Origin of the sequence: Spirosoma taeanense (assembly GCF_013127955.1) — a bacterium.
Lineage (GTDB): Bacteria > Bacteroidota > Bacteroidia > Cytophagales > Spirosomataceae > Spirosoma > Spirosoma taeanense.
In genome coordinates this window covers 3868747-3892297 of record NZ_CP053435.1, presented here as the reverse complement: position 1 = coordinate 3892297, position 23551 = coordinate 3868747, and the positions used below count along the sequence as shown (strand labels likewise).

Genomic DNA, 23551 nt, shown 5'->3' with positions numbered 1-23551 from the left:
AATTTATTTCTATACTTATGGTAACTGTTTAGTGATCATCCAAGCGGGTTTCCATAGAATAGACGGACTAGGAGAAAAACCCGAAAGCCAAGAGTTTATCGTTGCTTCACTATTTGTTATTGCTCCTAATTCTATGTAATCAGGTAAGGTAAAGATGTGATTGGGGTGTTTCCAGCACGATGTATTGTTAACCTGCCGGACACGCCCATATTCATACGGTACCCATTCGCCCCCCTTTGTTTTTCTGGTCATAACAGCCAATACATGCGTGCTATTGATAAGCCCCATTTCGATTATACATGCTGTTAGTAAGGCCAGCCGCTTTGCAGATAGATGAGAAAACGTGGGTAGTGCTTTTAGCGCTGGATCAAGTACATCCAGCCAAAACTCAAAACCATTATCGTTAGCTAACTTGGCAATGCGAAGACCATATCCTTTGTCAATTTGCCGATGTGATACAAACAAACGATGTTTAGGGCAAGTCGCTTTGGACAACAGTGTAGGTATTGCTTTTAAATCAGTTAACAAATTTGCCAAAGCTTCTTCAGAAGGCACTGATTCATTCGGTCCGAAGGCTTCTTGCCATCGTGCAAGTGAGCGAGTTGAGGATTCATCTTGTCTAGTATCGTCTAATACAGACAAAAACCGGTCCCTTAATGGACGTTCCTCATTGTCATAAAAATTATAGCTGGCCATAATTCTGAGGTGGTCCGATTTAGCGGCACACTGAATTTGTCAGATTTGTAATGTATTCCTGCTCAAACTGATCAGGGCTTTTATAGCCCAGCGACGAATGCTTTCTCTCCCGGTTATAATACACCTCAATGTAGTCGAAGATTTCTGTGCGTGCATCTTCCACGCTCAAAAATACACCGCCTTCCAATAACTCCGCCTTTAGGCGGCTCCATAACGACTCAGCAAAGGCATTGTCATACGGATCGTCGGCCCGACTCATACTGGGCCTAATATGCCACAAACGCGCTAACTCCTTCAACTCCGTTGATACATACTGCCCACCTCGATCCGACCGGGCTGCCGGCGCAGTGGATAATTAGGCCTTCGGCAGGTTGACGTAATTGCAGTGCACGACGTAAGGGAAGCACAACCAATTCATCTTCCATCGTTTCATCCACCTGCCAACCCACTATCTTACGCGAGAATAGATCCATCCAGGTAGCTAAGTAGCCCCATTCACCGTTGACCAGCGGCAGATAAGTAATATCGCTGACCCAGACCAAGTTGGGTGCCTTGGGCATAGGCTGATCTAATAATAAATTTGGCCAGTAGCCTCTATTATGGGTGCTATCGGTCGTTCGTGGTACAAATGACTTAGGCTGAATGGCTTGTAAACCAACCAATTTCATCAGCGTTCGAACCTGACAACGTCCTACTGAATGGCCTTTTTCCTGCAACTCTGCCGTAATGCGTCGACTGCCATACCGTCGTTTATGGTTGTTGAAAGTCTGTTCGACTAACTGCTGGTGCTTCATTTTTTCAGCACTTAATCGATAGCTATCACCCCGTAAGTATCGATAGTAGGCTGTCCGACTAACTGCAAAAACTGAGCACAGGGTTTCAACTGCAAATTCAGAAGCCAACTCTTGGATTAGTTCATATCGTACTCTCAGGTCTGTCGGCTGATAATGGCTAAGGCTTTTTTTAAGATTTCGCGCTCGGTTTCTAGTTGATTGATACGCTGTAGCAGTCGCTGATTCTCAATCAGCATTTCGGAGGCCTGACCCGAAGAGTGGTGCTTTTCTTCCCCTTTTGTCCGTTGCTTCCATTTGTAGATGAGCGCTTCACTGATACCCAGCGCCTGTGCCACATAAGCCACGCTCTGGCCGTTAGCAATCATTTTCAGTACGTCGGCCTTGAAAGTAGCGTCGTATTTACGCCGGTTAATGGGTTTGTTTTTAAGCTGCATGATCTTGCGAAATTAGACAAGTTCACTGTGCCGATTTATTAGACCATCTCACAGGTTTGACGGACAGTTGAGTTGCTTAACTTAGCTGTACCATGACCAAGAAGCACAACGTGGTAAAACCACGCCGAAAGTACGACGAAGACTTCAAAAACGAGGCCGTTCGCTTAGTGACTACTGGCCAACGAAGTGTGCCGGATGTAGCCCGCTCCTTGGGTATTTCCGAAAATATACTTTATCGTTGGAAAGGGCATACAAACAAATCCGTTGAGAGCCCAACCGGAATATCCCAGCAGGACTATGACCAATTGCGAGAGCAACTACGCCGAACCGAACAAGAGCGCGACATACTAAAAAAAGCCTTAGCCATTTTCAGCCGCCTGACTTGACGTTATCCTACCAGGTAGTGACCGAACTAGCACGGCATTTTCCCGTAGAAAGACTTTGTCAAGCGCTTGGTATAAGTCGTAGTGCGTACTACACTTACCAGGCTGGTCAAAGCCACCGCCTGACAGCCGGGAAAGAAAAATTACGGCAGGCAATGCTGGATAGTTTCAGTGATCATCGTCGGCGCTATGGCAGTCCGGGGCCGCCCGTGCGGTCGCTTGTTAACGGAGTTGCAAGAGCAGGGATTTGAAGTAGGTCGCCATCAGCTCCGGCGACTCATGCAAGCCAAAGGTCTGGGGGCCATTCAACCACGCAGCTTTATTCCCCGTACAACCGATAGCAAGCACAGTGGGCCATTCTGTGCTAACTTATTATTAGAAATGGATTTTCCTACGGCACCGGATAGAGTCTTAGTTGGCGACATTACTTATATCCCGCTGGCGGGCAGCGAGTGGGGCTACCTGGCAGCTTGGATGGATCTATTCAGTCGTAAAATCAAAGGCTGGTGGGGTGGTCCTGTTTAGCCGGACAGTCAACTATGCAAGTTTTGATTTAACATTAGGTAATAGTTCTGCTCAAATTGCTCAGGGCTAATGTTGCCCAGCGACGAATGCCGCCGTTTCCGATTGTAATAGCATTCAATGTAATCAAATAACTCAGTTCGGGCATCTTCCAGTGAGCGGAAGGCTCCGTTTTCTAATAGTTCAGCTTTCAACCTGGACCAGCAGGATTCCATAAACGCATTGTCGTACGGATCGTTGGGTCGGCTCATACTCTGTTGAATTTGATTAGTAAGTAGGGTATTGCGGAATGACTTGCCAATATACTGGCCACCCCGATCGGAATGTACGATCGCATTCGGATTCAGTTTGCGACGCAATAAGGCTTTTTTCAAGGCCTCATGGACCAGCGATTCTTCCATGTGTAATTCGATCTGCCAGCCTGCGATCAGGCGAGAATACAGATCCATCCAGGCAGCCAGATAGGCCCATTCTCCAGTAACCAACGGAATATATGTAATATCCCCAACCAGTACACACCCTGGCGCGGCAGGAAATGGGCTATCTGCTAACAAATTAGGACTAAGAGGTCCATTATGGCGGCTGTCCGTCGTTCGGGGAATAAAGCTTCGGGGCTGAATTGCCCTTAATCCTTCACGGCGCATCAGCCGTCGGAGTTGATGCCGTCCCACCGAATAACCTTGCTCTTGTAATTCCGGCGTTAACCGACGACTGCCGTATCGACGACGATGATCGGCAAAACTTTTCTGCATAGCACCAATGAGCTTTCGTTTCTCTTCAGATACTTGATAGCTCAAGCCCCGTCGATATTCATAGTAGGCACTTCGGCTGATCTCCAAGGCATGACAGATTACTTGAATCGGGTGGTGATTACTCAGTTCAGTAACCAGTTTATAGACCACCGTCAGGTCATCCGGCTGAAAATGGCCAACGCTTTTTTTAACACTTCGCGTTCCTGCTCGACACGACGAAGTTGTTCCCGGACCCGCTCATATTCCTCGATAGATCACGGTGCTACCATCCGGGTGGCCTGCTTTTTTATTCCCTTTCCAACGATAGAGCAGATTCTCCGAGATGCCCAGTGAACGGGCCACATCAGCAACGGTCCGGTCACCAGTAGTAGCTAGGCGAACAGCTTCTTTTTTGAAATCCTCATCGTACTTTCGACGAGGCATCAGCACGGATTTGTTTTGGCTCATGGTACAGCTAAGTTAAGCACTTAGACTGTCCGGCAAAACTGGACCATCTCATGGACTCTAGCTGACAACATGGGAGAAGACTTGGTGCTTAGTGCGTTGCGTAAAGCGATTAGCTCCAATCAGTTGGCAGCAGACAGTATTATCCATTCTGATCGAGGTGGGCAGTATATCGGTAAAGCGTTCCGCCAAACTCTGGCTGACCATCGTTTTCGACAAAGTATGACAGGGCCGCCTGAGCGGTCGTCCTGATGATCCCTATGACAACGCGTTTATGGAATCCTATTGGTCCCGCTTGAAAGCTGAGCTGTTTGAAAATGGCGTATTTCGCTCCTTAGAAGATGCCCGTATTGAATTGTTCGATTACATTGAATGCTATTACAATCGGAAACGGCGGCATTCGTCGCTGGGCAACATTAGCCCTGAGCAATTTGAGCAGAACTATTACCTAATGTTAAATCAAAACTTGCATAGTTGACTGTCCGGCTAAACAGGACCACCTCATATAACCTGCTCGTTTTTGGTAAATTCACAACTGTTCCTCTGCCTAACTATCAGTGATAACGCTTCTATTCTATAAGATTACTGCATTCACAAGTTGATATTTAGTGAGATTTTTCATAATATCAACTTCAAGGTTCTCAATCAGATTCTGTAAGATATTAGAAGCTGTGTATCTGTTCATCTCTTCTTTAACATTTCTCAGAGTTCGACGTGCCCCATCAATGTCACCTTTAACAAGATTTACTAATGCTATTCCATAGTTTCCGTATAATTTACCAATAGGTATGGTTTCAAGAGTTTGTAACTCTTCAAATGTTTTTTCAGCTTCTACTAGCTTCCCCATCTTCAAAAATGCAATGCCAATACGCGGGTTAATCTGATAATTATGGCCTTCTCCTCCATAGATCTCAAGAAAATTTCTAGCCTTTTCATAAAAACTTGCTGCATTCTGAATATCATTTTTCTTGACGCAAATATCACCTGCGGCCATATTTATCCTAAATTTTATCCAAGGCTCTGTTATATCATAGCGAAACGCTTGTCCAATAAGCTCGTCTACAATTTTAAAATCTTTTCCTGCTTCCAAGGCGCTCCTAGCTTTCCATGCATTACCAAGCGCATTCAAAGCATTTATTTTATCTACACTTAAGTTATTTTCAAAATTTAATTTTAATAATCCTTTATTAATTATAACATTTGCTCTTTCTGGTTGATTTTCCTCTACATAAGTCCAGCCTAAAGCATCAATTTTTAATAAAAGTTCTTCATAAAAATATTCTTTTTTTGTTTCTGCTGTTTCAATAGCTTTTTGAACAAACATTAACCGTTCTTGGTTGTGGAACCTACTGTCCATATAATGCACTAATAACATTACAAACTTAAGAAGTTCTTCAGGCCTTTTCTCGTATACCCATTTCATTACTTCAATAATACTTGTCCATTCAGGGTCAAGATCAAGCATTTGATCAGATACTAATACATTCCAATAAACCTCTTTAGGATCTTCTCGTATGATCGTCTTATTAACAAAACTCATATAGTAATTGATCCATCTACTCCTAACGTTGTCCTCAAATGTGGACTCACTTTGTAACTTAGAACGACCGAACTCTCTTGTAATTGGATGGACAAAATAACGGTTGTCATTATTGTTTCTGACTAGATTCAGATCAATTAGTTGAATAATCGATTCTGAGAATTCAAGCGGATTTAAGCCACTAATTTCGCATAAAGCATCTTTTTTAATAAACAGGGTACCAACAAAGAGTGGAATAGTCATCAGTATACATTTAGCATTTTCACTTAAGGTCTTCCAGATCTCCTCATGAAAAAAATTAAACACTGCTTCTGTATCATTGCTATCTAATGCATCAAGCATGTGTTGCCTTGAAGATAAATCATCAATAGTACTAGTCTTAATTATACCGACAAGGAGCTCAAGCACCTTAGGATTACCATTCGATTTATCAAATAGTTCGTTAACTTCTTTTATTTTAACTAAATATTCCCTAGTTAAGCCTATTGAAGTAATATGTTTGTCTATTAAGTCCTGTTGTTCTTGATGGTTTAAGCCATCCAAATGCATTTTCCAAGAAGGAATATCGTCATGCTTAGCACGGGTAGTTATGAGAACTTTACTAGGCTCAGGAATATTCTTTAACCAAGTAAGTATATCATCATCGGTTTGATTTAATTCAAGATTATTAATTATAACTAAGACCTTGTATGAGCTTAAAAGATTGCAAATAGCGGCCTCTTTCGTTTGCGCATTAGTTTCTGAGCTTGATATTTGCGTTATTCTAGAAAAACCCATAACATTTGCTATAGTGTTGAAAAAATCATTTAGACTTCTTATTTTATCAAGTTTATTTTTTGATGAAATCCAAATAATGAATTCAAAGTTAGCAGTTTTTAGATTCACAGTTATTGGACGCTCTAGACATAGATGGCCAATTTCAAGGGCAAGAATAGTTTTACCAACTCCAGCTGGTCCATGAATGCTAATAATGGGGAATCGAGAATGAATAACTTTCATGAGTTCATTCAATTCTTCTTCACGGCCAATTATCGGAATCCGATCAGGCAGGTTATGGTTATTGGGGAATTTTTTATATTTCCATATCATTTCATCTGAAAGGAGTCTACTTAAAAATTTTTCATAGCTCTCCGCCATAGAAAGGCGATCTGTTTGATTTCTGTCTAGTACAGCTATCTCCTCACCATATGAGAAACGCGGCTCATGCTGAATTTGGATTTCGTCAAAGTAATCTGTGAAATCTATATTCCTAAGCTGGTATATATCTTCAAATAAATTTTCAAAAATTACTTGGTATCCATTAATCTTTTTAATTGTGCTGCCACGTCTCCATTGCTCTCTTAACTCCTTTTCTGCCATTTCTATCCGAGATGGTAATGGATACACTTTAAGTGGGCGCATATCAGTAGAATTTAAACGATATTTAGTAGCACGTCTTCCGATATCAACCACCCCCTCTAAACTTTGATTATTTGGTGTAAAGACAAGAATAAGCTTCTCAGGAAGAAGCATGGTACATATACCACTTGTGTCAGTAAGACCTGTTCGAGAATCTATTAATGTAAAGTCATAATCGTTGGAAAGCTTATCTGCAAACTTTTTGTATATATAAGGAGCCCTTCGAAAAAGCTCCTCCCATTTAAATTCGCTTATTTTTTTTGCATAACCTTCGGTAAAGCTACCCGCTTTTAAGAAATAAATACCACTTATATCTGATCGAATAATATATCTATCAAGAGGTACAGACGTTATAACTTCCTCGCATTGAGAAGATGTTAAAGAATTATTATAAATTTTATCAACTTCTTTTTTGATTTCAATGAAATAATCAATTAGACCTTCATGGCTATCTAAGTTAACTTTTTCTATAAAATTTAAGCAGTGAGGTCTAAGATATCGATGAAGGCCTGGCGCTTCAAGGTCCCAATCAATAATCAACGCCTTCATTGATGTTTTAAAGCTTGCTTGGTTAGGTGCCGCTAATAAAGCCGCGATATTTACTACAGCCATTGTGCGGCCTGTACCACCTTTAAATGAGTAAAATGTAAAAATCTTGCCTTGTCTCATATTGTTTAATCATTATCTTCGTCAAAAGGAAATTTTTCATTAGGGTATTCATTACTATCATCCCAACTTGCCTTTAGCCATTTTCTAGCTTCCGCTTCAGAAACCATCTCATGCTTTCCGTCGTGCTCACACATGGGGTATGTATTTTTAAAATCTCTAAATTGTTGCGCGATTGATTTAGCCATTTCCCGAATGGCTAAATTCATTTCTTTACTCTTTAAGATATCGGCTCCTCCCCAAAGACCAAAATTTGAGAAATCATAACATTCCCTATTATTAATGGCGTTTTTTGACTTATAGTATCCAATATTTTTATATATGATAGGTATAATAAGGCCTTTATTGCCGGTATAGTAATGCTTACGGAATTTTTCAAGTCTTTCCATTGATAAAAATTCACGTGTACAATATAAGTTTTCATTATCAAAATAAAGAGGGCAAAAAATCATTATCATACAGCCGCTCTCGCATAATGCTTTAGCTAAGGACTCGTCAACAAAGTCTCCTCCTTTCATCCTTCTTTTGTCAAGATAGATTCCACCTTTTACTTCGGCTATTAATTGAGCGTTAAGGACTTTATGAAATTGCTCAATAAATTTAGGGAGTTCATAATTATCGCTTAAGTGCCGATAACTAATAAAACATGAATTTACTAACATAGCTTTATTTTGATTTTTATAAATAGCTTTCTTGTTATCGATTTTTACTACGTTGGATCTAAAGTTTTTATAAGTATAATCTAACCAATAGTAGACATGGCTTTCTAGACTGGAATGCATCTGTTTCTTCATCTACTTCTTTGTTATGAAACTTTCCTTTTTGATGTGCAGTAATCGGCTACACCTATGGTGTTGAACCTTTTGATAAATATGCACAAATCCGTCAGGGTTCTGTCACATACAAGGGATATATCGCCGAGACCAAGCTATATTTCCCGTTCAAGCAGATTAGCATTATACTTGGCCTTGGTTGGTTTAAAATCTCAAAACCATTTATGTTTATCATCGAAGTAGATGCATCCGATTTAAAAATACTTTACCTTTATGTCTTTACCTTCATGCCAATGGCTGAGCAAACTGATATAATTGAGCTTGTACTGCTACTACCGATCAGGTCGAAGTAGTCACATAGTTTAAACTTAGCACCATTGCCGTGCTGAGTCTGTAGTACATCTTCATTTGTCACAAACAGCCTAAGTTTGTGTCCAGAGGATACCCCTCCGTTTAAGGGCTGGGTGCGCTTAGGGCTAGTTATAATTAAGCGTTGTAAAAATTTGTAGATATGTAGATGCAGGGTTAATGGTGTGTAATTGATATTATCATTTGCGCACTGATCCTGTGATGCGCTCTATATAGGGTAAGTTGAATTACCTAAGATAGATGCAACTATAGGTTCATGTAAGGTATCACTTACTTGGTGAGCAGTAAAATCTTTTGAGTAATCGGTGAAATGTTATGTCGCTATATAGTTTCATTGCAGTACGATATTAAAATACATTAGTAGAACTTATGGGTCTATATAGCCATATTTGTGCCCGGTACTATAGTGTTCTGATAAAAACAAAGCATTTACAGGCTTATAGGCTACTTCTAAAGTGATTAGCAATTTGAGTTACAAGAGCTCGACTTTACTGTTTTCAGGTTAAAAAAATATTTACGATAGTAGATTTGTGTATATATAATTAACTGGCTACTAATCTGGCTATTGCAAGTTTATAAGGATCGCCTTGTGTTAAAGTACGGTTAAAAATAGTATTTAACTATTTATACCCATATCAATTTAGTAAGTGTATCACCATAAGCTAAATTATCCAAATGGGTATGGAAAAGTGGTAATAGCTAACCACCGAGCAGTTAAACCAGATTGAAACTAAGCTTCCTATTTAGTAGCTTAAGAACATGTTTGGGAATTATCTTTGGTCAAGCAGTCCAATTCGTTGCAGCATGATCTGAATATTAGCTAAATACAGCCAACTCACCGAAGATGATAGCGTATACTCGTAATCTTTGACGATCCGGCGGAAGAAGTTCGTCCAGCCAATCGTTCTCTCAACCACCCATCGCTTGGCAATTGGCACAAACCCCTGAGCCGATTCAGGCCGAGAAGCTTTCTCAAAATCAATGCTCCAGTGGGCTAATTCTTTGGCAAATACGCCATTGTAAGCTTGGTCACCCATCACCTTCTCCAAGCGCTCACCAACCCGCCACAATAGACTACTTACCAGGATGCAGCCAGCCGGACCATCCGCTTCGTTAGCCGCATGGACGTGAGCTACCCAAAGCCGCCCTTCGGTGTCGACAATGAATTGTCTTTTGCGCCCGTTGACCCGTTTATTGGGATCAAGACCACGCTCCTTACCAATCATTGGACTCAACTTAATACTCTGTGAATCAATGCATACTAACGAGGGCGTAGGCATTTTATCCACTTGTTTACGGTCCAACTCATTGAGAGCCGCATTCACTCGTTCAAACAGATTATCTGCTTTCCATCTGTCGAAGTAATAGTATACCGCCTGCCAGTGAGGCCAGCCATGGGGTAGGTTCCGCCACTGACAGCCGGTTGGTAAAAGCCAGAGAATGCAGTTGATAATCTGTCGTAAATCATGCTTTCGCTTGCGTTTAAGGTCGAAGAAGGGCGAAATTGCCGCCCATTGGGAGTCGGTCAGTGGTTGCCACTGTTTGGTCATTGCTTTGTCGTTTGGTCACAACAAAGTTGACACGACTCTCAACCTCTCTTAATTCCCAAACACCTTCTAAACAAACCTTGTAACGACTTCTGCGCTCTATCTTTGCGCCCAATGAATTGCGTATCTATTGCACCCGCTACCGAAGCGGATATTCCGGCCCTGAATAAACTGGTCAACGGTGCCTACCGGGGCGAAAGCTCCCGCAAAGGCTGGACAACCGAAGCCGACCTGCTCGACGGCATCCGCACCGATGAAGACAGTCTGCGGGCTATGCTGCAGAACCCGGCCGCTACTATCCTCAAGTACGAAGAGGCCGGCCGGTTGCTGGCCTGCGTTTATCTGGAGCAGAAAGGTGATGAGCTGTATCTGGGGATGCTGACGGTGGCGCCCGAAGCGCAGACGGGTGGCATTGGTCGGCGATTATTGACGGCCGCCGAAGACATGGCCCGCGAACGGCGTTACCGGGCCGTAACGATGACGGTCATCACGGCCCGCCACGAACTCATTGTCTGGTATCAGCGACGCGGTTATCAGCCTACCGGCGAAACAAAACCTTTCCCGATGGATGACCCGCGCTTTGGCATACCGAAGCAGCCGCTCGAATTTTTTGTCATGAAAAAACTTATTTCACCCGCATGAAAAAAGCGTTTACCGTACTCACTCTTGTGCTGCTTACGTTCCTGAATCGCTCCAACGGGCAGGCCGTCGAGCAGAAACTGACCAGCATGGGGCTTGCTCTGTTTCCGCCTACTAAAGCCATGGCTAACTACGTAAAGGCGGTTCGGACGGGTAACCTGGTGTTTCTGGCCGGACACGTATCGAGCCGTGCCGATGGTTCGGGTATCACCGGTAAACTAGGTAAAGATCTGACGGTCGAGCAGGGGTACGAAGCCGCCCGAATTACAACCGTATCGCTGCTGTCGACGCTGAAAGCCGAACTGGGCAATCTGGACCGTGTCCGGCGAATCGTCAAAGTAACGGGGTTCGTTAATTCCACGCCCGATTTTGGCGACCAACCCAAAGTTGTTAACGGCTGCTCCGACCTGCTGGTGGCCCTGTTTGGCGAGAAAGGTAAACACGCTCGGTCGGCAGTGGGTATGGCCGCGCTGCCGTCAAATTATGCAGTTGAGATCGAACTGGTCGTAGAAGTAGAATAATCGGGGTTCGAGGATAAAGCCGAAACGGCTACTGCTCAGCTCCTTTTATGCGGAAGATGCCTCCTTCCAGACGTTCATCCACCCGAATCTGGCAGGAAAGCCGACTGTCGAAATCTGAGTCGGGCAGGGTATCCAGCATGTCCAGTTCGGCGTCCTGGGCGGGCGGCAGGGAATCGAGCCCCGCCAGTACCTGAACGTGGCAAGTAGCGCAGAGAGCCATACCTCCGCAGGTTGCCAGAACGGTATAATTAGACCCTTTCAGAACCTCCATCAGACTGAGGCTGAAACCCTCGGGTACGTCCAGCATCTGCCGGGTACCGTCGCGGTCTTCTACGGTAAATTGAATCATTTTCTTCAGTAATCGTTAATGGTGGTCCGTTAAAACGTTGGGACGCCGTTGACGGTCGTGTATTTGAAACTGAGTTTCTGGCTGGGATACACGTACTTGAACGCGCTCTGACACATCAGCGCGGCCTCGTGAAAACCGCACAGAATCAGCTTTAACTTGCCCGGATAGGTATTGATATCGCCAATGGCGTACACGCGCTCGACATTGGTCGCATAGTCGGTTGTGTTGACACTGATCGCCGATTTGTCAATATTAAGCCCCCAGTCCGCAATTGGGCCGAGTTTGGGCGTCAAACCGAACAGCGGAATCAGATTGTCGGCGGGCAGGCTGGTTACGGTTTTATCTTTGGCCGTAATGCTGACCTGGTTCAGGTGGCCGTTGCCGCTGATGCTGGTGATGTTCGACTGCAGCACCAGGTTAATCCTGCCTTCCTGAGCCAGTTCAAAGACTTTCTCGGCCGAATCCGGCGCTCCCCGAAACGTATCGCTGCGGTGAACCAGCGTGACTTCCCTGGCGATGTCAGCCAGGAAAATTGTCCAGTCGAGGGCCGAGTCACCGCCACCAGCCAGCACCACGCGCCGGTCCCGTAACTGCTCGGGGTTCTTGACCATATACGCGACGCCCCTGCCTTCAAACTGTTCGAGGTTCACAATGTCGGGTTTGCGCGGCTCAAAGCAGCCCAGACCACCCGCTATCACAACGACCTGGCAGCGTACAGCAGTCCCGTCGCTGGTTGTAATGACGTAAGAACCGTCATCCTGCTTCTCCAGCGTTTCGACGCGCTCGCCCAGCGTAAACGTTGGGTGAAACGGCGCAATCTGATCCATCAGGTTATCGACCAGGGTTTGAGCGTTGATGGCCGGATAGCCGGGAATGTCGTAGATGGGCTTCTGGGGGTAAATTTCGGACAACTGCCCGCCCACCTGGGGCAGGGCGTCGATCAGGTGGCAGCGCATCTTTAGCAGCCCGGCTTCGAAGACGGCAAACAGGCCCACGGGCCCCGCGCCAATAATGCAAATATCAGTGGTGATCATGTTGGGATACAGGTTTCGAGCACGCGTCGGGTGAGTTCTAGAGCTTTTCAGCAACGACAGAACCACCAGCCGGGTGCCTGATCTGGGCGTAAAGGTAGACGCGTCAAGGTCTTATCGAGCCGAAACGCTGTATCACAAATTGGAATGAGGGATAACCAAAATGAATCAATCCGGCCCGTTTCTATAGTCGCTGGACATACAGAAACAGGCCGGATTGATAACTAAACGCCAGCCCGGAGCAAACGATCGGGCCGGCTAAAAACTGACTTAATGCGTCGTCAGGAGCGAGGCTGCTGGCTCGGCCGTAGTTGGAAACTGGAAGTAATCGCGGGCGTTGTGGTAACAGATGGCCTGCACCATCTGACCCAGCCAGGGAATATCGCGCGGCAGCTCGCCATTTTCAATGTCCTGACCGATCAGGTTGCACAGAATCCGCCGGAAATACTCGTGGCGAGGGTAGCTCAGAAACGAGCGCGAATCGGTCAGCATCCCCACGAACCGGCTCAGCAGGCCCATGTTCGAAAGCGCGTTCATCTGGCGCTCCATGCCGTCTTTCTGGTCGAGGAACCACCAACCCGAACCAAACTGCATCTTGCCCGGTATGCTGCCATCCTGGAAATTACCGATCATGGTTGCGAACACCTCATTGTCGGAAGGGTTCAGGTTGTACAGAATCGTACGGGCGAGCTGATCGGTGCTGTCGAGCGTATCGAACAGCCGTGACAAACTCTGCGCCTGACTGAAATCGCCGATGGAATCCCAGCCGGTATCGGGGCCTAAATCGCGCAGCATCCGGCTGTTGTTATTGCGCAGCGCACCGAGGTGATACTGCTGCACCCAGCCGCGCTTATGATCCTGCTGCCCGAACCAGACGAGCATGAACGACTGAAACCGGCGCACATCCTCAGGATCAAGCGACTGGCCACCCAGTACGGTTGCAAACAGTTCGGCCGCTTCGTCAGACGTAATGGCTTCTGCATAAACCTGTTCCAGGCCGTGATCGGAGGCCCGGCAGCCCAGTTGCTCAAAGAAATCGTAGCGGTTTTCGAGGGCGGTCAGGTAACCGGCAAAGTCAGTGATGTCGATGCCCGATGCCTGGGCCAGTTTCGTTACGTAGGTCGCAAAAGCGGCCGGGTTCTGGGGCATCATGGCTTTGTCAGGCCGGAAGGTCGGGACAACGCGAATGCCGAAGCCGTCGTTTTGGAGCCGCTGGTGGTGTTCGAGCGAATCGGTTGGATCGTCGGTGGTGCCGATAACCACGACGTTCATGCTCTTCAGCAGGCTCTGCACTGAATAGTCCGGCGACCGGAGCCGACCCGAACAATGGTCGTAGATCTCGCGGGCCGTGTCTTTGTTCAGGAGAATATCGACGTCGAAATACCGCAGCAGTTCCAGATGCGTCCAGTGGTAGAGCGGATTGCGCATCGTGTAGGGTACGGTTTCGGCCCACTTCTCGAACTTCTCGAAGTCGTCGGCGTCGCCGGTGCAGTAGCGTTCATTGATGCCGTTGGTTCGCATGGCCCGCCACTTGTAATGATCGCCGTAGAGCCAGATCTGGGTCAGGTTGTCGAACTGCCGGTTGTCGGCAATCTGGTCGGGCGGCAGGTGACAGTGGTAGTCAACGATCGGCATGGAAGCCGCGTAATCATGATAAAGCTGCCGGGCAGTTTCAGTGCGCAGAAGAAAGTCGTCGGTGATAAATGTCTTTTGTGCCATTGGGTCTTTTGGTTAGATCCGGTTTACGGTCAGGATTGGAAAAGGCTTCGTTCAATACCCATTTCGAGCCCACGCAGTTCGGCTAGTCCGCGCAGCCGGCCGATGGCGGTATAGCCGGGGTTGGTTGGCTTGCCGCTGGCCAGGTCGTCGAGCATCCGGTGGCCGTGATCGGGCCGGAAAGGCATCCGCAGGTCAGGACGTCCCTCGGCCTGCCGGCGTTTCTGCTCCTGGAGCAGCGCCCGCATTACCCCGTACATATCGACGTCGCCCGTCAGATGGTCGGCTTCGTGGAAGCTGCTTTCCAGAAGCCCTTCGGTGTGTTCGCGCTGGGTACTGCGGAGATGGATGAAATGAATGCGGTCGCCCAGCCGTTCGGCCATGCCGACGAGGTCGTTGTCGGCCCGGACGCCATAGCTGCCCGTACAGAAACACAGCCCATTGGCTGGGCTATTGGCCGCCCGCAGGAGCTGGCGGGCATCGGCTTCTGTACTGACCACGCGCGGCAGACCCAGAATCGGAAACGGCGGATCGTCGGGGTGGATGGCCAGCCGGATACCGGCATCCTGGGCTACGGGCGTAATCTGGCGTAGGAACTCGTAGAGGTTATTACGCAGCTCCTGATCGCCAATGTCTTTATAGGTGGCCAGGGCGTCAGCAAAGGCGTCGAGCGTAAAGCTTTCCTCGCTGCCCGGCAGACCCGCGATGAGCGTACGCGTCAACCGTTTCAGGTCAGTCTCGCTGGCGCTGTCGAGCCAGCGTCGGGCATCCTGTTTGAGCGAGTCCGGATAATGCAGGTCGGCACCGGGTCGCTTTAAAACATATACCTCAAAGGCGCAGAATTCGGTCAGGTCGAAGCGCAGCGCCGTTGAGGCGTCGGGGAGCGGGTAGTCAAGGTTGGTGCGGGTCCAGTCGAGTACAGGCATGAAGTTGTAACAGACCGTGTCGATGCCGCACTGGGCCAGGTTCACGAGCGATTCCTTGTAGTTGTCTATATACGTCTGCCAGTTGCCCTGCTGTTTTTTTATGTCTTCGTGCACCGGCACACTTTCAACGACCGACCAGGTCAGCCCGTGCTGTTCGATGATTGCCTTTCGCTGCTGAATCTCTGAAACGGGCCAGACCTGCCCATTGGGAATATGGTGCAGCGCCGAAACAACACCCGTAGCACCTGCCTGCCGGACATCCCACAGGCTAACCGGATCAGCTTCGCCGAACCACCGCCATGTTTGCTCTAAAGCCATGAATTATGTTTGTTTCCTGAACAAAGACGCGGGCCGGGGCCGTTTACCCTAAAAACACCCGCAGAATCTCCTCTATGACCCATTCCACTACGTCACGTATTATTAAAGACATGATTCTTATCGTTGCCGGTATCCTGAGTGCCGGATTAGGCCTGAAAGGGTTTCTGCTATCAAGCCGCTTCATTGACGGGGGCGTTACGGGTGTGTCGATGCTGCTGGCCAGTATTCTGCATCTGCCGTTGCCCTGGCTGATTCTGGTGATCAACCTGCCGTTTGTTATCCTGGGTTATCAGCGCATGGGCCGACAGTTTGCCATTCGGAGCGTGCTGGCTATCGCCGGGCTTTCGCTGTGTCTCGCCGTTGTTCCCTATCCGGACGTTACGCCCGACCTGCTGCTGACGGCTACCTTCGGCGGATTCTTTATTGGCGCGGGTATCGGACTGGCCATGCGGGGTGGTGCCGTGCTCGACGGTACCGAAATTGCCGCTCTGCTCATCAGCCGCAAGAGTTCAATCCTGAAAGTGAGCGACGTAATTCTGGTAATGAACGTCCTGATCTTCGGCGCGGCAGCCTTCTTCCTGACGATTGAATCGGCGCTGTATTCGATGATTACGTATTTCGCAGCTTCCAAAACCATTGATTTTCTGGTCCACGGAATCGAAGAATACACGGCCGTTATCATTATCTCGAATCAGCAGGCAGCCGTCCGCGACGAAATTACCCGCCTGGGCTGGGGCGTTACGACCCTCAAAGGCGAAGAAGGCTTTGGTAAGCGCGGCCTGCGCGATAAAACAGTCAACCCACTTTATGTAGTCGTTACACGGCTGGAGGTCAGTAGGTTGACGAATGCAATCAACCGGATTGATGACAAGGCGTTCATCATCAAACACGCCGTTGATGATGTTGTCGGCGGAAAGGTGCGCAGCCGGGCGGTGCATTAAATCAGATCGTTCGGTTGGATGCGATAGTGCCTGAACGAAATTCTCTGGAAGTGAAGCGGGACCGGGGCTTGGTTCATTGGCGGTAAGTTCCGACGTTTGTCTATCCATGAATCCTTTCCTGCTCTTATTGCTGGGCATTGTGGCCATTATCTGGCTCAGCTCGCGCGTCCGGCTGCATACGTTTGTGGTTTTGTTTGGCCTGACCATCGCGGTGGGGCTGCTGGCTGGTATATCCTCGACAGATGTGCTCGCGCACCTGCGGACCGGATTTGGGCACACGCTCGAAAAAATTGGCCTGCTGGTCATCCTGGGGACAATTCTGGGGGCCTTACTCGATCATAGCCGGGCTACGCTTAGTCTGGCCAACGCCATTCTCTACCGCGTTGGCGAACGCCGGGCACCGCTGGCCGTCATCATCATGGCATTTCTGGTTGGTCTGCCTATCTTCTGTGATTCGGGGTTTATCGTACTCAGCGGTCTGGTCCTGACGCTCGCGCAGCGACTTCAGCGCAGTCCGTTACAGCTGGTGCTGTGTCTGGCCGGTGGGCTGTATGCGGTTCATTGTCTGGTGCCCCCGCATCCGGGGATTACGGCTGCCGTGGGCATTACGGGTGTCGATACGGGTCGGATGATCCTGCTGGGATCGGTGCTGGCGCTGCCGCCGACCGTGGTGAGTTACGTCTGGGCAAACTTCGCCGGTAAGCGTTACGGCACGCAGATGACTGCACCCATCGACCTGCCTGCAGTTGCCGATTCGGACGGTCAACCACTGCCGTCGGCGGGTGGGGCGCTGGCGGCTATCCTGGTGCCGATTGGCCTGATCTCATTGAAATCTATTGTTTCGCTCACTCCGGCTGTGTATCCGGGTCCGGTAAAGTCGTTTGTCGATTTTGTCGGTGACCCAATCGTGGCCTTAGGCGTTGGCATCGGTATCGCGCTAACCTTATTCCAGCGGCTGACTAAATCTGTATTCAACGAACTGATTGAAGAGGCCATTGTGAAGGCTGGGCCGGTGCTGGCTATCGTAGGGGCCGGTGGCGCGTTCGGAGAAATTATCAAGAACATTGGCGTCGAAACGGAACTTGCCGCCCTGACACAGTCGGCCGAGCAGGGACTATTGGGACTGGGTTTGCTGATTCCGTTTGCGCTGACAGTTGTATTGAAAACCGCGCAGGGGTCTTCAACCGTCGCCGTGATGTCGGTCGCGTCTATGCTGACGCCCTTACTGCCCGCTCTCGGATTCGGCAGCGACTGGGACCGGCTGCTGGCACTGGCAGCTATGGGCGCCGGTTCGATGACGGTTTCCCATGCAAACGATGCGTATTTTTGGGTGGTGGCCCGTTTCGGGCGCGTCGATACGCCAACCATGCTGCGTACCTATAGTGTCATGACGATTCTGATGGGACTGTCAACTTTCGCCTGTTTATGCCTGGTCCGCTGGCTGCTATGACGATCTTGGTTGCGCCCGACAAGTTTAAAGGCTCGCTGACAGCCGCCGAAGCCGCCCGCGCCATGCGCACGGGTATTCATCGGTATAATCCTCATCTGACGGTTACAGAGCAGCCGCTGGCCGATGGAGGAGAGGGCACGGCCGACGTCCTGACCAAAGCTACCGGCGGGCAGTTTATTCCGGTTTCTGTCCACGATCCGCTGGGACAACCAATTATGTCTACGTTCGGCCTGTCGGGCGGTGGACAAACGGCTTTTATCGAGATGGCGCAGGCGTCGGGTCTGCAACTGCTGCGAGCCGGGGAGCGGAATCCATGGCTAACCAGTACCTTCGGGACAGGCGAGCTGATCCGGGCGGCTCTCAATCGGGGTGTTGAAACGGTCGTGCTTTGCATTGGCGGCAGCGCAACGAATGATGGCGGTATCGGTCTGGCAACGGCGCTGGGGTATCAGTTTCTGGACGAAAGCGGTCAGGCGCTTGAACCAATCGGTCGAAACCTGGCGAACATACACCGCATTGACACGACGAACGTACTGCCGCAACTTCGGCAAGTCGAGTTTGTGGTGGCCAGCGATGTCGATAACCCACTAACAGGCCCTAATGGAGCCGCTTACGTGTATGCACCCCAGAAAGGGGCAGATAGTGATATGGTTCAAATACTGGACGCGGGGCTAGAGCGGTTGTCGGCGGTGGTACAGGCGCAGCTGGACTGCGACCTGGCCGACGAGCCGGGCAGTGGAGCCGCCGGAGGCACAGGCTATGGAGCGCGGGTGTTTCTGAACGCCCGGCTCGAAAGTGGCTTTTCAATTGTGGCGCGGTATCTGAACCTGGAGGGGCTCGTTCATTCGGCGGATCTGATCTTGACGGGCGAGGGCAGTCTGGACGAACAAACGCTGTCGGGCAAACTGGTTGGCGGGCTGACTCAACTGGCGGCTCAGTATAACAAACCCGTCGTGGCGTTTTGCGGTCGACTGGCGCTGACGCCCGAGCAGATTCGGCGGGTGGGTTTGCAGCAGGCCGTTGCCATCACGCCTGCCAGTATGGCGTTTGCCGACGCTGTCCGGCTGGCCTCGACGCTGCTGGCGGACGCTACGTATCAATTTTGTGAGGATAGCCAACTATTATGAAGAAACTCGTTACCAACCTTACGTTCTGGGTACTGACGGCCATTACGGCGGGCGCCCTGCTCGGCCATTTCGCCCCGGACGTCGCCATTAAAATGGAAGTGCTGGGTAAGACGTTTATCAGCGTCGTCAAGCTCTTTATCAACCCCATTATTTTCCTGACCATTACGCTTGGCATTGTCGGGATGAGCGACCTCAAAAAAGTAGGTCGCGTGGGTGGGAAAGCTCTGCTCTATTTCGAAATTGTGACCACGGTAGCCCTCTTCATCGGAATCGTGGTGGCGAATATCATTCAGCCGGGGGCGGGGGTGTCTACCCCGGCGGCTAACGAAGCTGACCTGTCCAAATACGCCAAAGGCGCAGCCGAGTTCAGCTGGCTCAACTTTTTTCTGGATAACGTAACGATTCAGGTTCTGCTGATTGCCCTGGTGTTCGGCGTGGTGCTGAACCGGGTAACGGGCAAAGAGCGGATCGTGGGCTATCTGTCGCTGGCGTCGAAGTGGGTATTCAAAGGCCTGCATCTGGTCATGCTGTTTGCACCGATAGGCGCGTTCGGCGGGATGGCCTATACCATCGGCAAGTACGGCATCGCCACGCTCATTCCGCTCGCGAAACTGATGCTGACAGTTTATATTACGATGGGCCTGTTTGTATTCGTCGTGCTTTATTCAATTCTGCGGATGTACCGGGTGTCGCTGCTGAAATTTCTGCGCTACATCCGCGAAGAACTTTTAATTGTGCTGGGAACGTCATCGTCTGAGGCCGGGCTGCCGTCGCTGATGGAAAAACTCGAACGGGCCGGATGCAGCAAGTCGGTGGTGGGGCTGGTGGTGCCGGCGGGGTATTCCTTCAACCTCGACGGAACGACCATCTATCTGTCGATGGCGACGATCTTTCTGGCGCAGGTATATGGCGTGGAGCTATCATTCAGCCAGGTCCTGACCATCATCGGGATTCTGATGGTAACCTCAAAAGGGGCTGCGGGCGTTACGGGCAGCGGGTTTATCGTGCTGGCCAGTACGTTGCAGGCCATTCAGGTGATTCCGCTGGAAGGGCTGGCCCTGCTGCTGGGCGTAGACCGGTTTATGTCGGAGGCCCGTTCCATTACCAACTTTATCGGCAACGGCGTAGCCACTATCTGGCTGGCCAATAACGAACGCGAGTTCGACCGGACGAAGATGGAACAGGCTTTCAGTAACGTAGCCGTTTTTGAGGACATCCGCCAGAATCCAATCGAAAATCCCTGATTAAATTCTTCGTTTAACTATCAACCTGTTTTCCAATGAGTAATCAATCCCGCAGAGTGTTTGTCAAAAGCAGCGTCATCGCCGGTTTAGGAGCCGGACTACCAGCTAGTGCGCCCAAAGAACTGTTTGTTCATCATGTGTATTTTTACCTGAAGAACGCGGGCAGTGAAGCCGACAAGGCGAAACTGCTGGAAGGACTGAATAAATTGGCTAAGGTGCCAACGATTAAATTTGTGCACATTGGTTCACCAGCCGGCACAACCCGCGACGTAATTGAACGAGGCTACTCGGTTTCCTGGCTGTGCTTTTTCGACAGTCTGGAAGACGAAGAAATTTATCAGAAACACCCCATTCACCTGAAGTTCGTCGACGATTATTCGTCGCTCTGGGAGAAAGTAATCGTCTACGATTCGGTGGGGCCGAAACGGGCATAATCAGGTAGCGGGCCTTAAACAGCCCGCTATTTTATTTCTTAGTGACCACCTCTACGGTATACGTACGCAAAGCTTCACCACTACCTATCTCGCCGGCTTTCTTTTCCGAGAAAATTACTTTGGCCGTGCCAAGTGTAACCCCTTTCAATTGAAAAACGGCCGGACCTGAACCGTCGCGCTTCAGGGTATCAACGGCCGGAGCCAGCTCCCGGCGCGAGACCTCCACGACTTCCTGATTATCCGAAGCACCGATCAGTTGCGTGGACCCGTCCCCGCGCTGTGGGAAAGAAACCTCTTCGATTTCCCCGATGCCCAGCCGGAGCCGTTTCTGTTGACCAAACTGCTGACTGGTCCGACAGGCTCCCAGGCCGCCAATGAACAAATCCAGCAGCAGTAACCAAAGAATTCGGGAGCGAATTAAGCCGGTGATGGAAGCAGGAGATGTTGTCATACCGACTATAACTGCCGGGTGGGGAGGAGGGTTTTGAGAATCCCTGTTGGCGTACTGCCGGTCAATAAAACTACAGGACTTATTTATTGGCTTTTCGGTACTATTACGCCGGCTACGGGTGACGGATGTATCGGTCATTCCGTTGTCGGCAGACCGAACTAAACCCTTTTTCTCTCTCCTCATCATGAGCCATCCCCTGGTGTTAATTCACGGCTACTCCGATGTTCCCGAGTCGTTTCAGAACTGGGAAAAAATCCTGTCCAAGCGAGGCATTGATGTGTCGACTATCCACGTTTGTGGGTATCGGTCGCTGACGAATGAAGTCACGATAAAAGATATTGCCGAGGGCTTCGACCGGGCCCTGCGCCTGCGCGCCGGTCTGAATGCCGATGAACCCTTTGATGCGATTGTCCATTCGACCGGTATGCTCGTCATCCGCGCGTGGCTGACGACCTACGCCAGGCAGGAAAAACGTAAGCGTCGGCTCAAGCGGCTGATTGCCCTGGCACCCGCCAGCTTTGGGTCGCCGTTGGCGCATAAGGGCCGGAGCTGGCTTGGCGCTATTTTCAAAGGTAACCGATCGCTGGGGCCGGATTTTATGGATGCCGGGGATCTGATTCTGGACGGTCTGGAACTGGGCAGCCGCTACACCTGGGATCTGGCGCATCGCGACCTGCTGTCCAACGAAGTGTTTTACGGTCCCGACGAGGATACGCCCTACGTGTTCACATTCTGCGGGGCAGATAATTACAAAGGCCTGCAGGGATTCGTAACCAATCCGGATGGTACGGACGGAACCGTACGCTGGGCAGGCTGCTCGCTCAACACCCGTAAGATCACGCTCGATCTGACTACCGATGAGGAGAATACAACGATTAAACGGATTCGTTTTGACGAATGGCGCTCCGACAAACGGGCGCACCTGCAGGTGCCGTTTATTCCTATTGCCGGCCTGAACCACGGGTCGATCATCGAAAAACCGACTACTGAGTTAGTTGACCTGGTTCTAAAGGCCCTGCGCGTAACCAATCAGGAGGAATATGCCCAGTGGAATCAGGAAGCCATTGAAAAAACCGACAAAACGCGCCGGAAAATGATTCCCTGGCAGCAGTTTATTGTGCGGGCCCTGGACGAACGGGGCGATCCCATTACCGACTACCACGTGCGGCTAAGCGCAGGTTATCAGGATAGTCCGGATAAATTAAAGCCGGTCGACGTAGATGTACATACCTACACTGGTGACAAGAGCCTACGCAGCTTTCATTTCGATTTAAAGAAAATTCGCCTGGAGGAACTGGCCCGTCTCCGCGTCGAAATCATCGCTTCGTCGGGAACAGACCTGGTTCGGTACTACGGACATATACCCTCAGACGGGCAGCCGCAGGATAAAAATGAACGGCAGACTGCGGCCAGCCAGTGGACGGCCGTTTTTGATATGGATCAGCTGATCACGAATGAGGACATAAAACTGTTCTATCCCTTTACAACGACACTGATCGAACTGCAACTCAACCGGGACCCCGAGCCTCTGCTGCCCAATGGAACAAAAGTTACCTGGTTCGTGGAGCGGGCTAAATAAAGCTTAAAGCTCTGCACTAAACCGTACCCTCAGGTTTTTAACATTTTCTACTTAACGACTGGGTTAGATAGGCGTTAAGTCTTGGTAATCATAAAACAACAAAAGGGTATGAAAAAGGTGATAATGGTAGGGGCGGTTTTGCTGGCTACCCTTTACAGCGCGCAGGCGCAGACTACCAATAGTACGAGTAATACAAATCCGCCTACGAACGGAACTACCATGAACAGCGGTACCGGAAACGGTACGAACGGATCGGCTTCACAAACGGGCGTATCGGCTACGCAGGGAAGGGTGGACTCGACAAATGGCGCATCGAACGGAACGTCTTACGGTATGCAGTCTGATGTTCAGACAAACAAAAAGATGAACTCCTCAAAAGAGGCCCAGCGTAAGGGACGTAGGGCTAAGCGGAACAATATGAATCAGAACAGTGGAAGTACGCCACAGTAAGAAAGCAGTTGAACTGATCCGTTCTTTAAAAGCCAGTAAGCCCGTATTCAGCAGGAC

General features: G+C 49.4%; 27 protein-coding genes. 13 read left to right on the top strand and 14 right to left on the bottom strand.

Annotation, left to right across the window (positions count from 1 at the left end; translation table 11 throughout):
• Positions 1–15 precede the first annotated feature (15 nt).
• The 4 genes from HNV11_RS16350 to HNV11_RS16340 are packed head-to-tail and all read right to left on the bottom strand — an operon-like array spanning position 16 to position 1924.
• Entirely contained in the window at positions 16–696 is a 681-nt protein-coding gene (locus HNV11_RS16350) for a hypothetical protein (RefSeq protein ID WP_171740680.1), read from the bottom strand.
• Between the two features lie 19 nt (positions 697–715).
• Positions 716–955 (bottom strand): integrase core domain-containing protein, encoded by a 240-nt coding sequence (locus HNV11_RS24015; RefSeq protein ID WP_240163491.1) that lies wholly within the window; start codon positions 953–955, stop codon positions 716–718.
• Between the two features lie 7 nt (positions 956–962).
• Positions 963–1628 (bottom strand): IS3 family transposase, encoded by a 666-nt coding sequence (locus HNV11_RS16345; RefSeq protein ID WP_240163978.1) that lies wholly within the window; start codon positions 1626–1628, stop codon positions 963–965.
• Positions 1625–1924 carry a transposase gene (locus HNV11_RS16340; protein WP_171740679.1) on the bottom strand — a complete coding sequence of 100 codons (300 nt, stop codon included), beginning with the start codon at positions 1922–1924 and terminating at the stop codon, positions 1625–1627. Before HNV11_RS16340 ends, HNV11_RS16345 begins: the two co-directional genes overlap by 4 nt.
• Before the next feature lie 92 nt (positions 1925–2016).
• Here HNV11_RS16340 and HNV11_RS16335 point away from each other — a divergent pair, with 92 nt between their 5' ends.
• Both HNV11_RS16335 and HNV11_RS16330 read left to right on the top strand, forming a co-directional pair.
• Complete coding sequence (locus HNV11_RS16335; protein ID WP_171740678.1) at positions 2017–2310, top strand: transposase; 294 nt, start codon at positions 2017–2019, stop codon at positions 2308–2310.
• 276 nt (positions 2311–2586) lie between these two features.
• Entirely contained in the window at positions 2587–2832 is a 246-nt protein-coding gene (locus HNV11_RS16330; protein ID WP_171740677.1) for a hypothetical protein, read from the top strand.
• A gap of 8 nt (positions 2833–2840) precedes the next feature.
• On the opposite strand, the gene HNV11_RS16325 is transcribed toward HNV11_RS16330, so the two are convergent.
• Positions 2841–3731, bottom strand: coding sequence for an IS3 family transposase (locus HNV11_RS16325; RefSeq protein ID WP_171740676.1), 891 nt, complete (start codon positions 3729–3731; stop codon positions 2841–2843).
• 87 nt (positions 3732–3818) lie between these two features.
• Positions 3819–4028 (bottom strand): transposase, encoded by a 210-nt coding sequence (locus HNV11_RS16320; RefSeq protein WP_171740675.1) that lies wholly within the window; start codon positions 4026–4028, stop codon positions 3819–3821.
• Positions 4029–4097: 69 nt separating this feature from the next.
• Between HNV11_RS16320 and HNV11_RS24230 the strand changes: the two genes are divergently transcribed.
• Positions 4098–4277, top strand: a complete 180-nt coding sequence (locus HNV11_RS24230; RefSeq protein WP_171740674.1) for a DDE-type integrase/transposase/recombinase — start codon at positions 4098–4100, stop codon at positions 4275–4277.
• Between the two features lie 22 nt (positions 4278–4299).
• Positions 4300–4503: an IS3 family transposase gene (locus HNV11_RS24225; RefSeq protein ID WP_171740673.1), complete on the top strand. Its 204-nt coding sequence runs from the start codon at positions 4300–4302 to the stop codon at positions 4501–4503.
• 96 nt (positions 4504–4599) lie between these two features.
• Here the strand turns inward: HNV11_RS24225 and HNV11_RS16305 are convergent, their stop codons facing one another.
• The 3 genes from HNV11_RS16305 to HNV11_RS16295 form a co-directional block, all read right to left on the bottom strand.
• Positions 4600–7632, bottom strand: coding sequence for a KGGVGR-motif variant AAA ATPase (locus HNV11_RS16305; RefSeq protein WP_171740672.1), 3033 nt, complete (start codon positions 7630–7632; stop codon positions 4600–4602).
• Between the two features lie 5 nt (positions 7633–7637).
• Positions 7638–8423 carry a toll/interleukin-1 receptor domain-containing protein gene (locus HNV11_RS16300; protein ID WP_171740671.1) on the bottom strand — a complete coding sequence of 262 codons (786 nt, stop codon included), beginning with the start codon at positions 8421–8423 and terminating at the stop codon, positions 7638–7640.
• Between the two features lie 1118 nt (positions 8424–9541).
• Positions 9542–10321 (bottom strand): IS5 family transposase, encoded by a 780-nt coding sequence (locus HNV11_RS16295; protein WP_171740670.1) that lies wholly within the window; start codon positions 10319–10321, stop codon positions 9542–9544.
• A 111-nt stretch (positions 10322–10432) separates the two neighbouring features.
• Here HNV11_RS16295 and HNV11_RS16290 point away from each other — a divergent pair, with 111 nt between their 5' ends.
• A complete protein-coding gene (locus HNV11_RS16290; RefSeq protein WP_171740669.1) occupies positions 10433–10960 on the top strand; it encodes a GNAT family N-acetyltransferase in 528 nt (175 codons plus the stop codon).
• Positions 10957–11478, top strand: coding sequence for a RidA family protein (locus HNV11_RS16285; protein WP_171740668.1), 522 nt, complete (start codon positions 10957–10959; stop codon positions 11476–11478). Before HNV11_RS16290 ends, HNV11_RS16285 begins: the two co-directional genes overlap by 4 nt.
• Positions 11479–11506: 28 nt before the next feature.
• Here the strand turns inward: HNV11_RS16285 and HNV11_RS16280 are convergent, their stop codons facing one another.
• The 4 genes from HNV11_RS16280 to uxuA all read right to left on the bottom strand — a co-directional run bounded on the left by HNV11_RS16280 (position 11507) and on the right by uxuA (position 15818).
• Positions 11507–11827 (bottom strand): 2Fe-2S iron-sulfur cluster-binding protein, encoded by a 321-nt coding sequence (locus HNV11_RS16280; RefSeq protein ID WP_171740667.1) that lies wholly within the window; start codon positions 11825–11827, stop codon positions 11507–11509.
• A 29-nt stretch (positions 11828–11856) separates the two neighbouring features.
• Positions 11857–12861: an NAD(P)/FAD-dependent oxidoreductase gene (locus tag HNV11_RS16275; protein WP_171740666.1), complete on the bottom strand. Its 1005-nt coding sequence runs from the start codon at positions 12859–12861 to the stop codon at positions 11857–11859.
• A 267-nt stretch (positions 12862–13128) separates the two neighbouring features.
• A complete protein-coding gene (gene uxaC, locus HNV11_RS16270) occupies positions 13129–14577 on the bottom strand; it encodes a glucuronate isomerase (protein ID WP_171740665.1) in 1449 nt (482 codons plus the stop codon).
• Positions 14578–14606: 29 nt separating this feature from the next.
• On the bottom strand, positions 14607–15818 hold the full coding sequence (uxuA, locus tag HNV11_RS16265) for a mannonate dehydratase (RefSeq protein ID WP_171740664.1): 1212 nt from the start codon (positions 15816–15818) through the stop codon (positions 14607–14609).
• A 74-nt stretch (positions 15819–15892) separates the two neighbouring features.
• On the opposite strand from uxuA, the gene HNV11_RS16260 reads away from it, so the two are divergent.
• From HNV11_RS16260 to HNV11_RS16240, 5 genes are all read left to right on the top strand, one after another.
• On the top strand, positions 15893–16759 hold the full coding sequence (locus HNV11_RS16260; RefSeq protein WP_171740663.1) for a YitT family protein: 867 nt from the start codon (positions 15893–15895) through the stop codon (positions 16757–16759).
• A gap of 106 nt (positions 16760–16865) precedes the next feature.
• On the top strand, positions 16866–18209 hold the full coding sequence (locus HNV11_RS16255) for a GntP family permease (protein ID WP_171740662.1): 1344 nt from the start codon (positions 16866–16868) through the stop codon (positions 18207–18209).
• Entirely contained in the window at positions 18206–19336 is a 1131-nt protein-coding gene (locus HNV11_RS16250) for a glycerate kinase (protein WP_171740661.1), read from the top strand. The genes HNV11_RS16255 and HNV11_RS16250 overlap by 4 nt, the downstream gene beginning before the upstream one ends.
• The gene (dctA, locus tag HNV11_RS16245) at positions 19333–20580 is read left to right on the top strand and encodes a C4-dicarboxylate transporter DctA (protein ID WP_171740660.1); all 1248 of its coding nucleotides are present in this window, start codon (positions 19333–19335) and stop codon (positions 20578–20580) included. The genes HNV11_RS16250 and dctA overlap by 4 nt, the downstream gene beginning before the upstream one ends.
• 35 nt (positions 20581–20615) lie before the next feature.
• Entirely contained in the window at positions 20616–21014 is a 399-nt protein-coding gene (locus HNV11_RS16240) for a Dabb family protein (protein ID WP_171740659.1), read from the top strand.
• A 31-nt stretch (positions 21015–21045) separates the two neighbouring features.
• On the opposite strand, the gene HNV11_RS16235 is transcribed toward HNV11_RS16240, so the two are convergent.
• Positions 21046–21465: a hypothetical protein gene (locus tag HNV11_RS16235; RefSeq protein WP_240163489.1), complete on the bottom strand. Its 420-nt coding sequence runs from the start codon at positions 21463–21465 to the stop codon at positions 21046–21048.
• A 184-nt stretch (positions 21466–21649) separates the two neighbouring features.
• On the opposite strand from HNV11_RS16235, the gene HNV11_RS16230 reads away from it, so the two are divergent.
• Both HNV11_RS16230 and HNV11_RS16225 read left to right on the top strand, forming a co-directional pair.
• The gene (locus HNV11_RS16230; RefSeq protein ID WP_171740658.1) at positions 21650–23044 is read left to right on the top strand and encodes an esterase/lipase family protein; all 1395 of its coding nucleotides are present in this window, start codon (positions 21650–21652) and stop codon (positions 23042–23044) included.
• A gap of 108 nt (positions 23045–23152) precedes the next feature.
• Positions 23153–23494 carry a hypothetical protein gene (locus HNV11_RS16225; RefSeq protein ID WP_171740657.1) on the top strand — a complete coding sequence of 114 codons (342 nt, stop codon included), beginning with the start codon at positions 23153–23155 and terminating at the stop codon, positions 23492–23494.
• Positions 23495–23551 lie beyond the last annotated feature (57 nt).

Coding starts and splice junctions, on each gene's coding strand:
- HNV11_RS16350 (WP_171740680.1), bottom strand. CDS start 696: ATGGCCAGCTATAATTTTTATGACAATGAGGAACGTCCATTAAGGGAC.
- HNV11_RS24015 (WP_240163491.1), bottom strand. CDS start 955: ATGAGTCGGGCCGACGATCCGTATGACAATGCCTTTGCTGAGTCGTTA.
- HNV11_RS16340 (WP_171740679.1), bottom strand. CDS start 1,924: ATGCAGCTTAAAAACAAACCCATTAACCGGCGTAAATACGACGCTACT.
- HNV11_RS16335 (WP_171740678.1), top strand. CDS start 2,017: ATGACCAAGAAGCACAACGTGGTAAAACCACGCCGAAAGTACGACGAA.
- HNV11_RS16330 (WP_171740677.1), top strand. CDS start 2,587: ATGCAAGCCAAAGGTCTGGGGGCCATTCAACCACGCAGCTTTATTCCC.
- HNV11_RS16320 (WP_171740675.1), bottom strand. CDS start 4,028: ATGAGCCAAAACAAATCCGTGCTGATGCCTCGTCGAAAGTACGATGAG.
- HNV11_RS24230 (WP_171740674.1), top strand. CDS start 4,098: ATGGGAGAAGACTTGGTGCTTAGTGCGTTGCGTAAAGCGATTAGCTCC.
- HNV11_RS24225 (WP_171740673.1), top strand. CDS start 4,300: ATGGAATCCTATTGGTCCCGCTTGAAAGCTGAGCTGTTTGAAAATGGC.
- HNV11_RS16305 (WP_171740672.1), bottom strand. CDS start 7,632: ATGAGACAAGGCAAGATTTTTACATTTTACTCATTTAAAGGTGGTACA.
- HNV11_RS16300 (WP_171740671.1), bottom strand. CDS start 8,423: ATGAAGAAACAGATGCATTCCAGTCTAGAAAGCCATGTCTACTATTGG.
- HNV11_RS16295 (WP_171740670.1), bottom strand. CDS start 10,321: ATGACCAAACAGTGGCAACCACTGACCGACTCCCAATGGGCGGCAATT.
- HNV11_RS16290 (WP_171740669.1), top strand. CDS start 10,433: ATGAATTGCGTATCTATTGCACCCGCTACCGAAGCGGATATTCCGGCC.
- HNV11_RS16285 (WP_171740668.1), top strand. CDS start 10,957: ATGAAAAAAGCGTTTACCGTACTCACTCTTGTGCTGCTTACGTTCCTG.
- HNV11_RS16280 (WP_171740667.1), bottom strand. CDS start 11,827: ATGATTCAATTTACCGTAGAAGACCGCGACGGTACCCGGCAGATGCTG.
- HNV11_RS16275 (WP_171740666.1), bottom strand. CDS start 12,861: ATGATCACCACTGATATTTGCATTATTGGCGCGGGGCCCGTGGGCCTG.
- uxaC (WP_171740665.1), bottom strand. CDS start 14,577: ATGGCACAAAAGACATTTATCACCGACGACTTTCTTCTGCGCACTGAA.
- uxuA (WP_171740664.1), bottom strand. CDS start 15,818: ATGGCTTTAGAGCAAACATGGCGGTGGTTCGGCGAAGCTGATCCGGTT.
- HNV11_RS16260 (WP_171740663.1), top strand. CDS start 15,893: ATGACCCATTCCACTACGTCACGTATTATTAAAGACATGATTCTTATC.
- HNV11_RS16255 (WP_171740662.1), top strand. CDS start 16,866: ATGAATCCTTTCCTGCTCTTATTGCTGGGCATTGTGGCCATTATCTGG.
- HNV11_RS16250 (WP_171740661.1), top strand. CDS start 18,206: ATGACGATCTTGGTTGCGCCCGACAAGTTTAAAGGCTCGCTGACAGCC.
- dctA (WP_171740660.1), top strand. CDS start 19,333: ATGAAGAAACTCGTTACCAACCTTACGTTCTGGGTACTGACGGCCATT.
- HNV11_RS16240 (WP_171740659.1), top strand. CDS start 20,616: ATGAGTAATCAATCCCGCAGAGTGTTTGTCAAAAGCAGCGTCATCGCC.
- HNV11_RS16235 (WP_240163489.1), bottom strand. CDS start 21,465: ATGACAACATCTCCTGCTTCCATCACCGGCTTAATTCGCTCCCGAATT.
- HNV11_RS16230 (WP_171740658.1), top strand. CDS start 21,650: ATGAGCCATCCCCTGGTGTTAATTCACGGCTACTCCGATGTTCCCGAG.
- HNV11_RS16225 (WP_171740657.1), top strand. CDS start 23,153: ATGAAAAAGGTGATAATGGTAGGGGCGGTTTTGCTGGCTACCCTTTAC.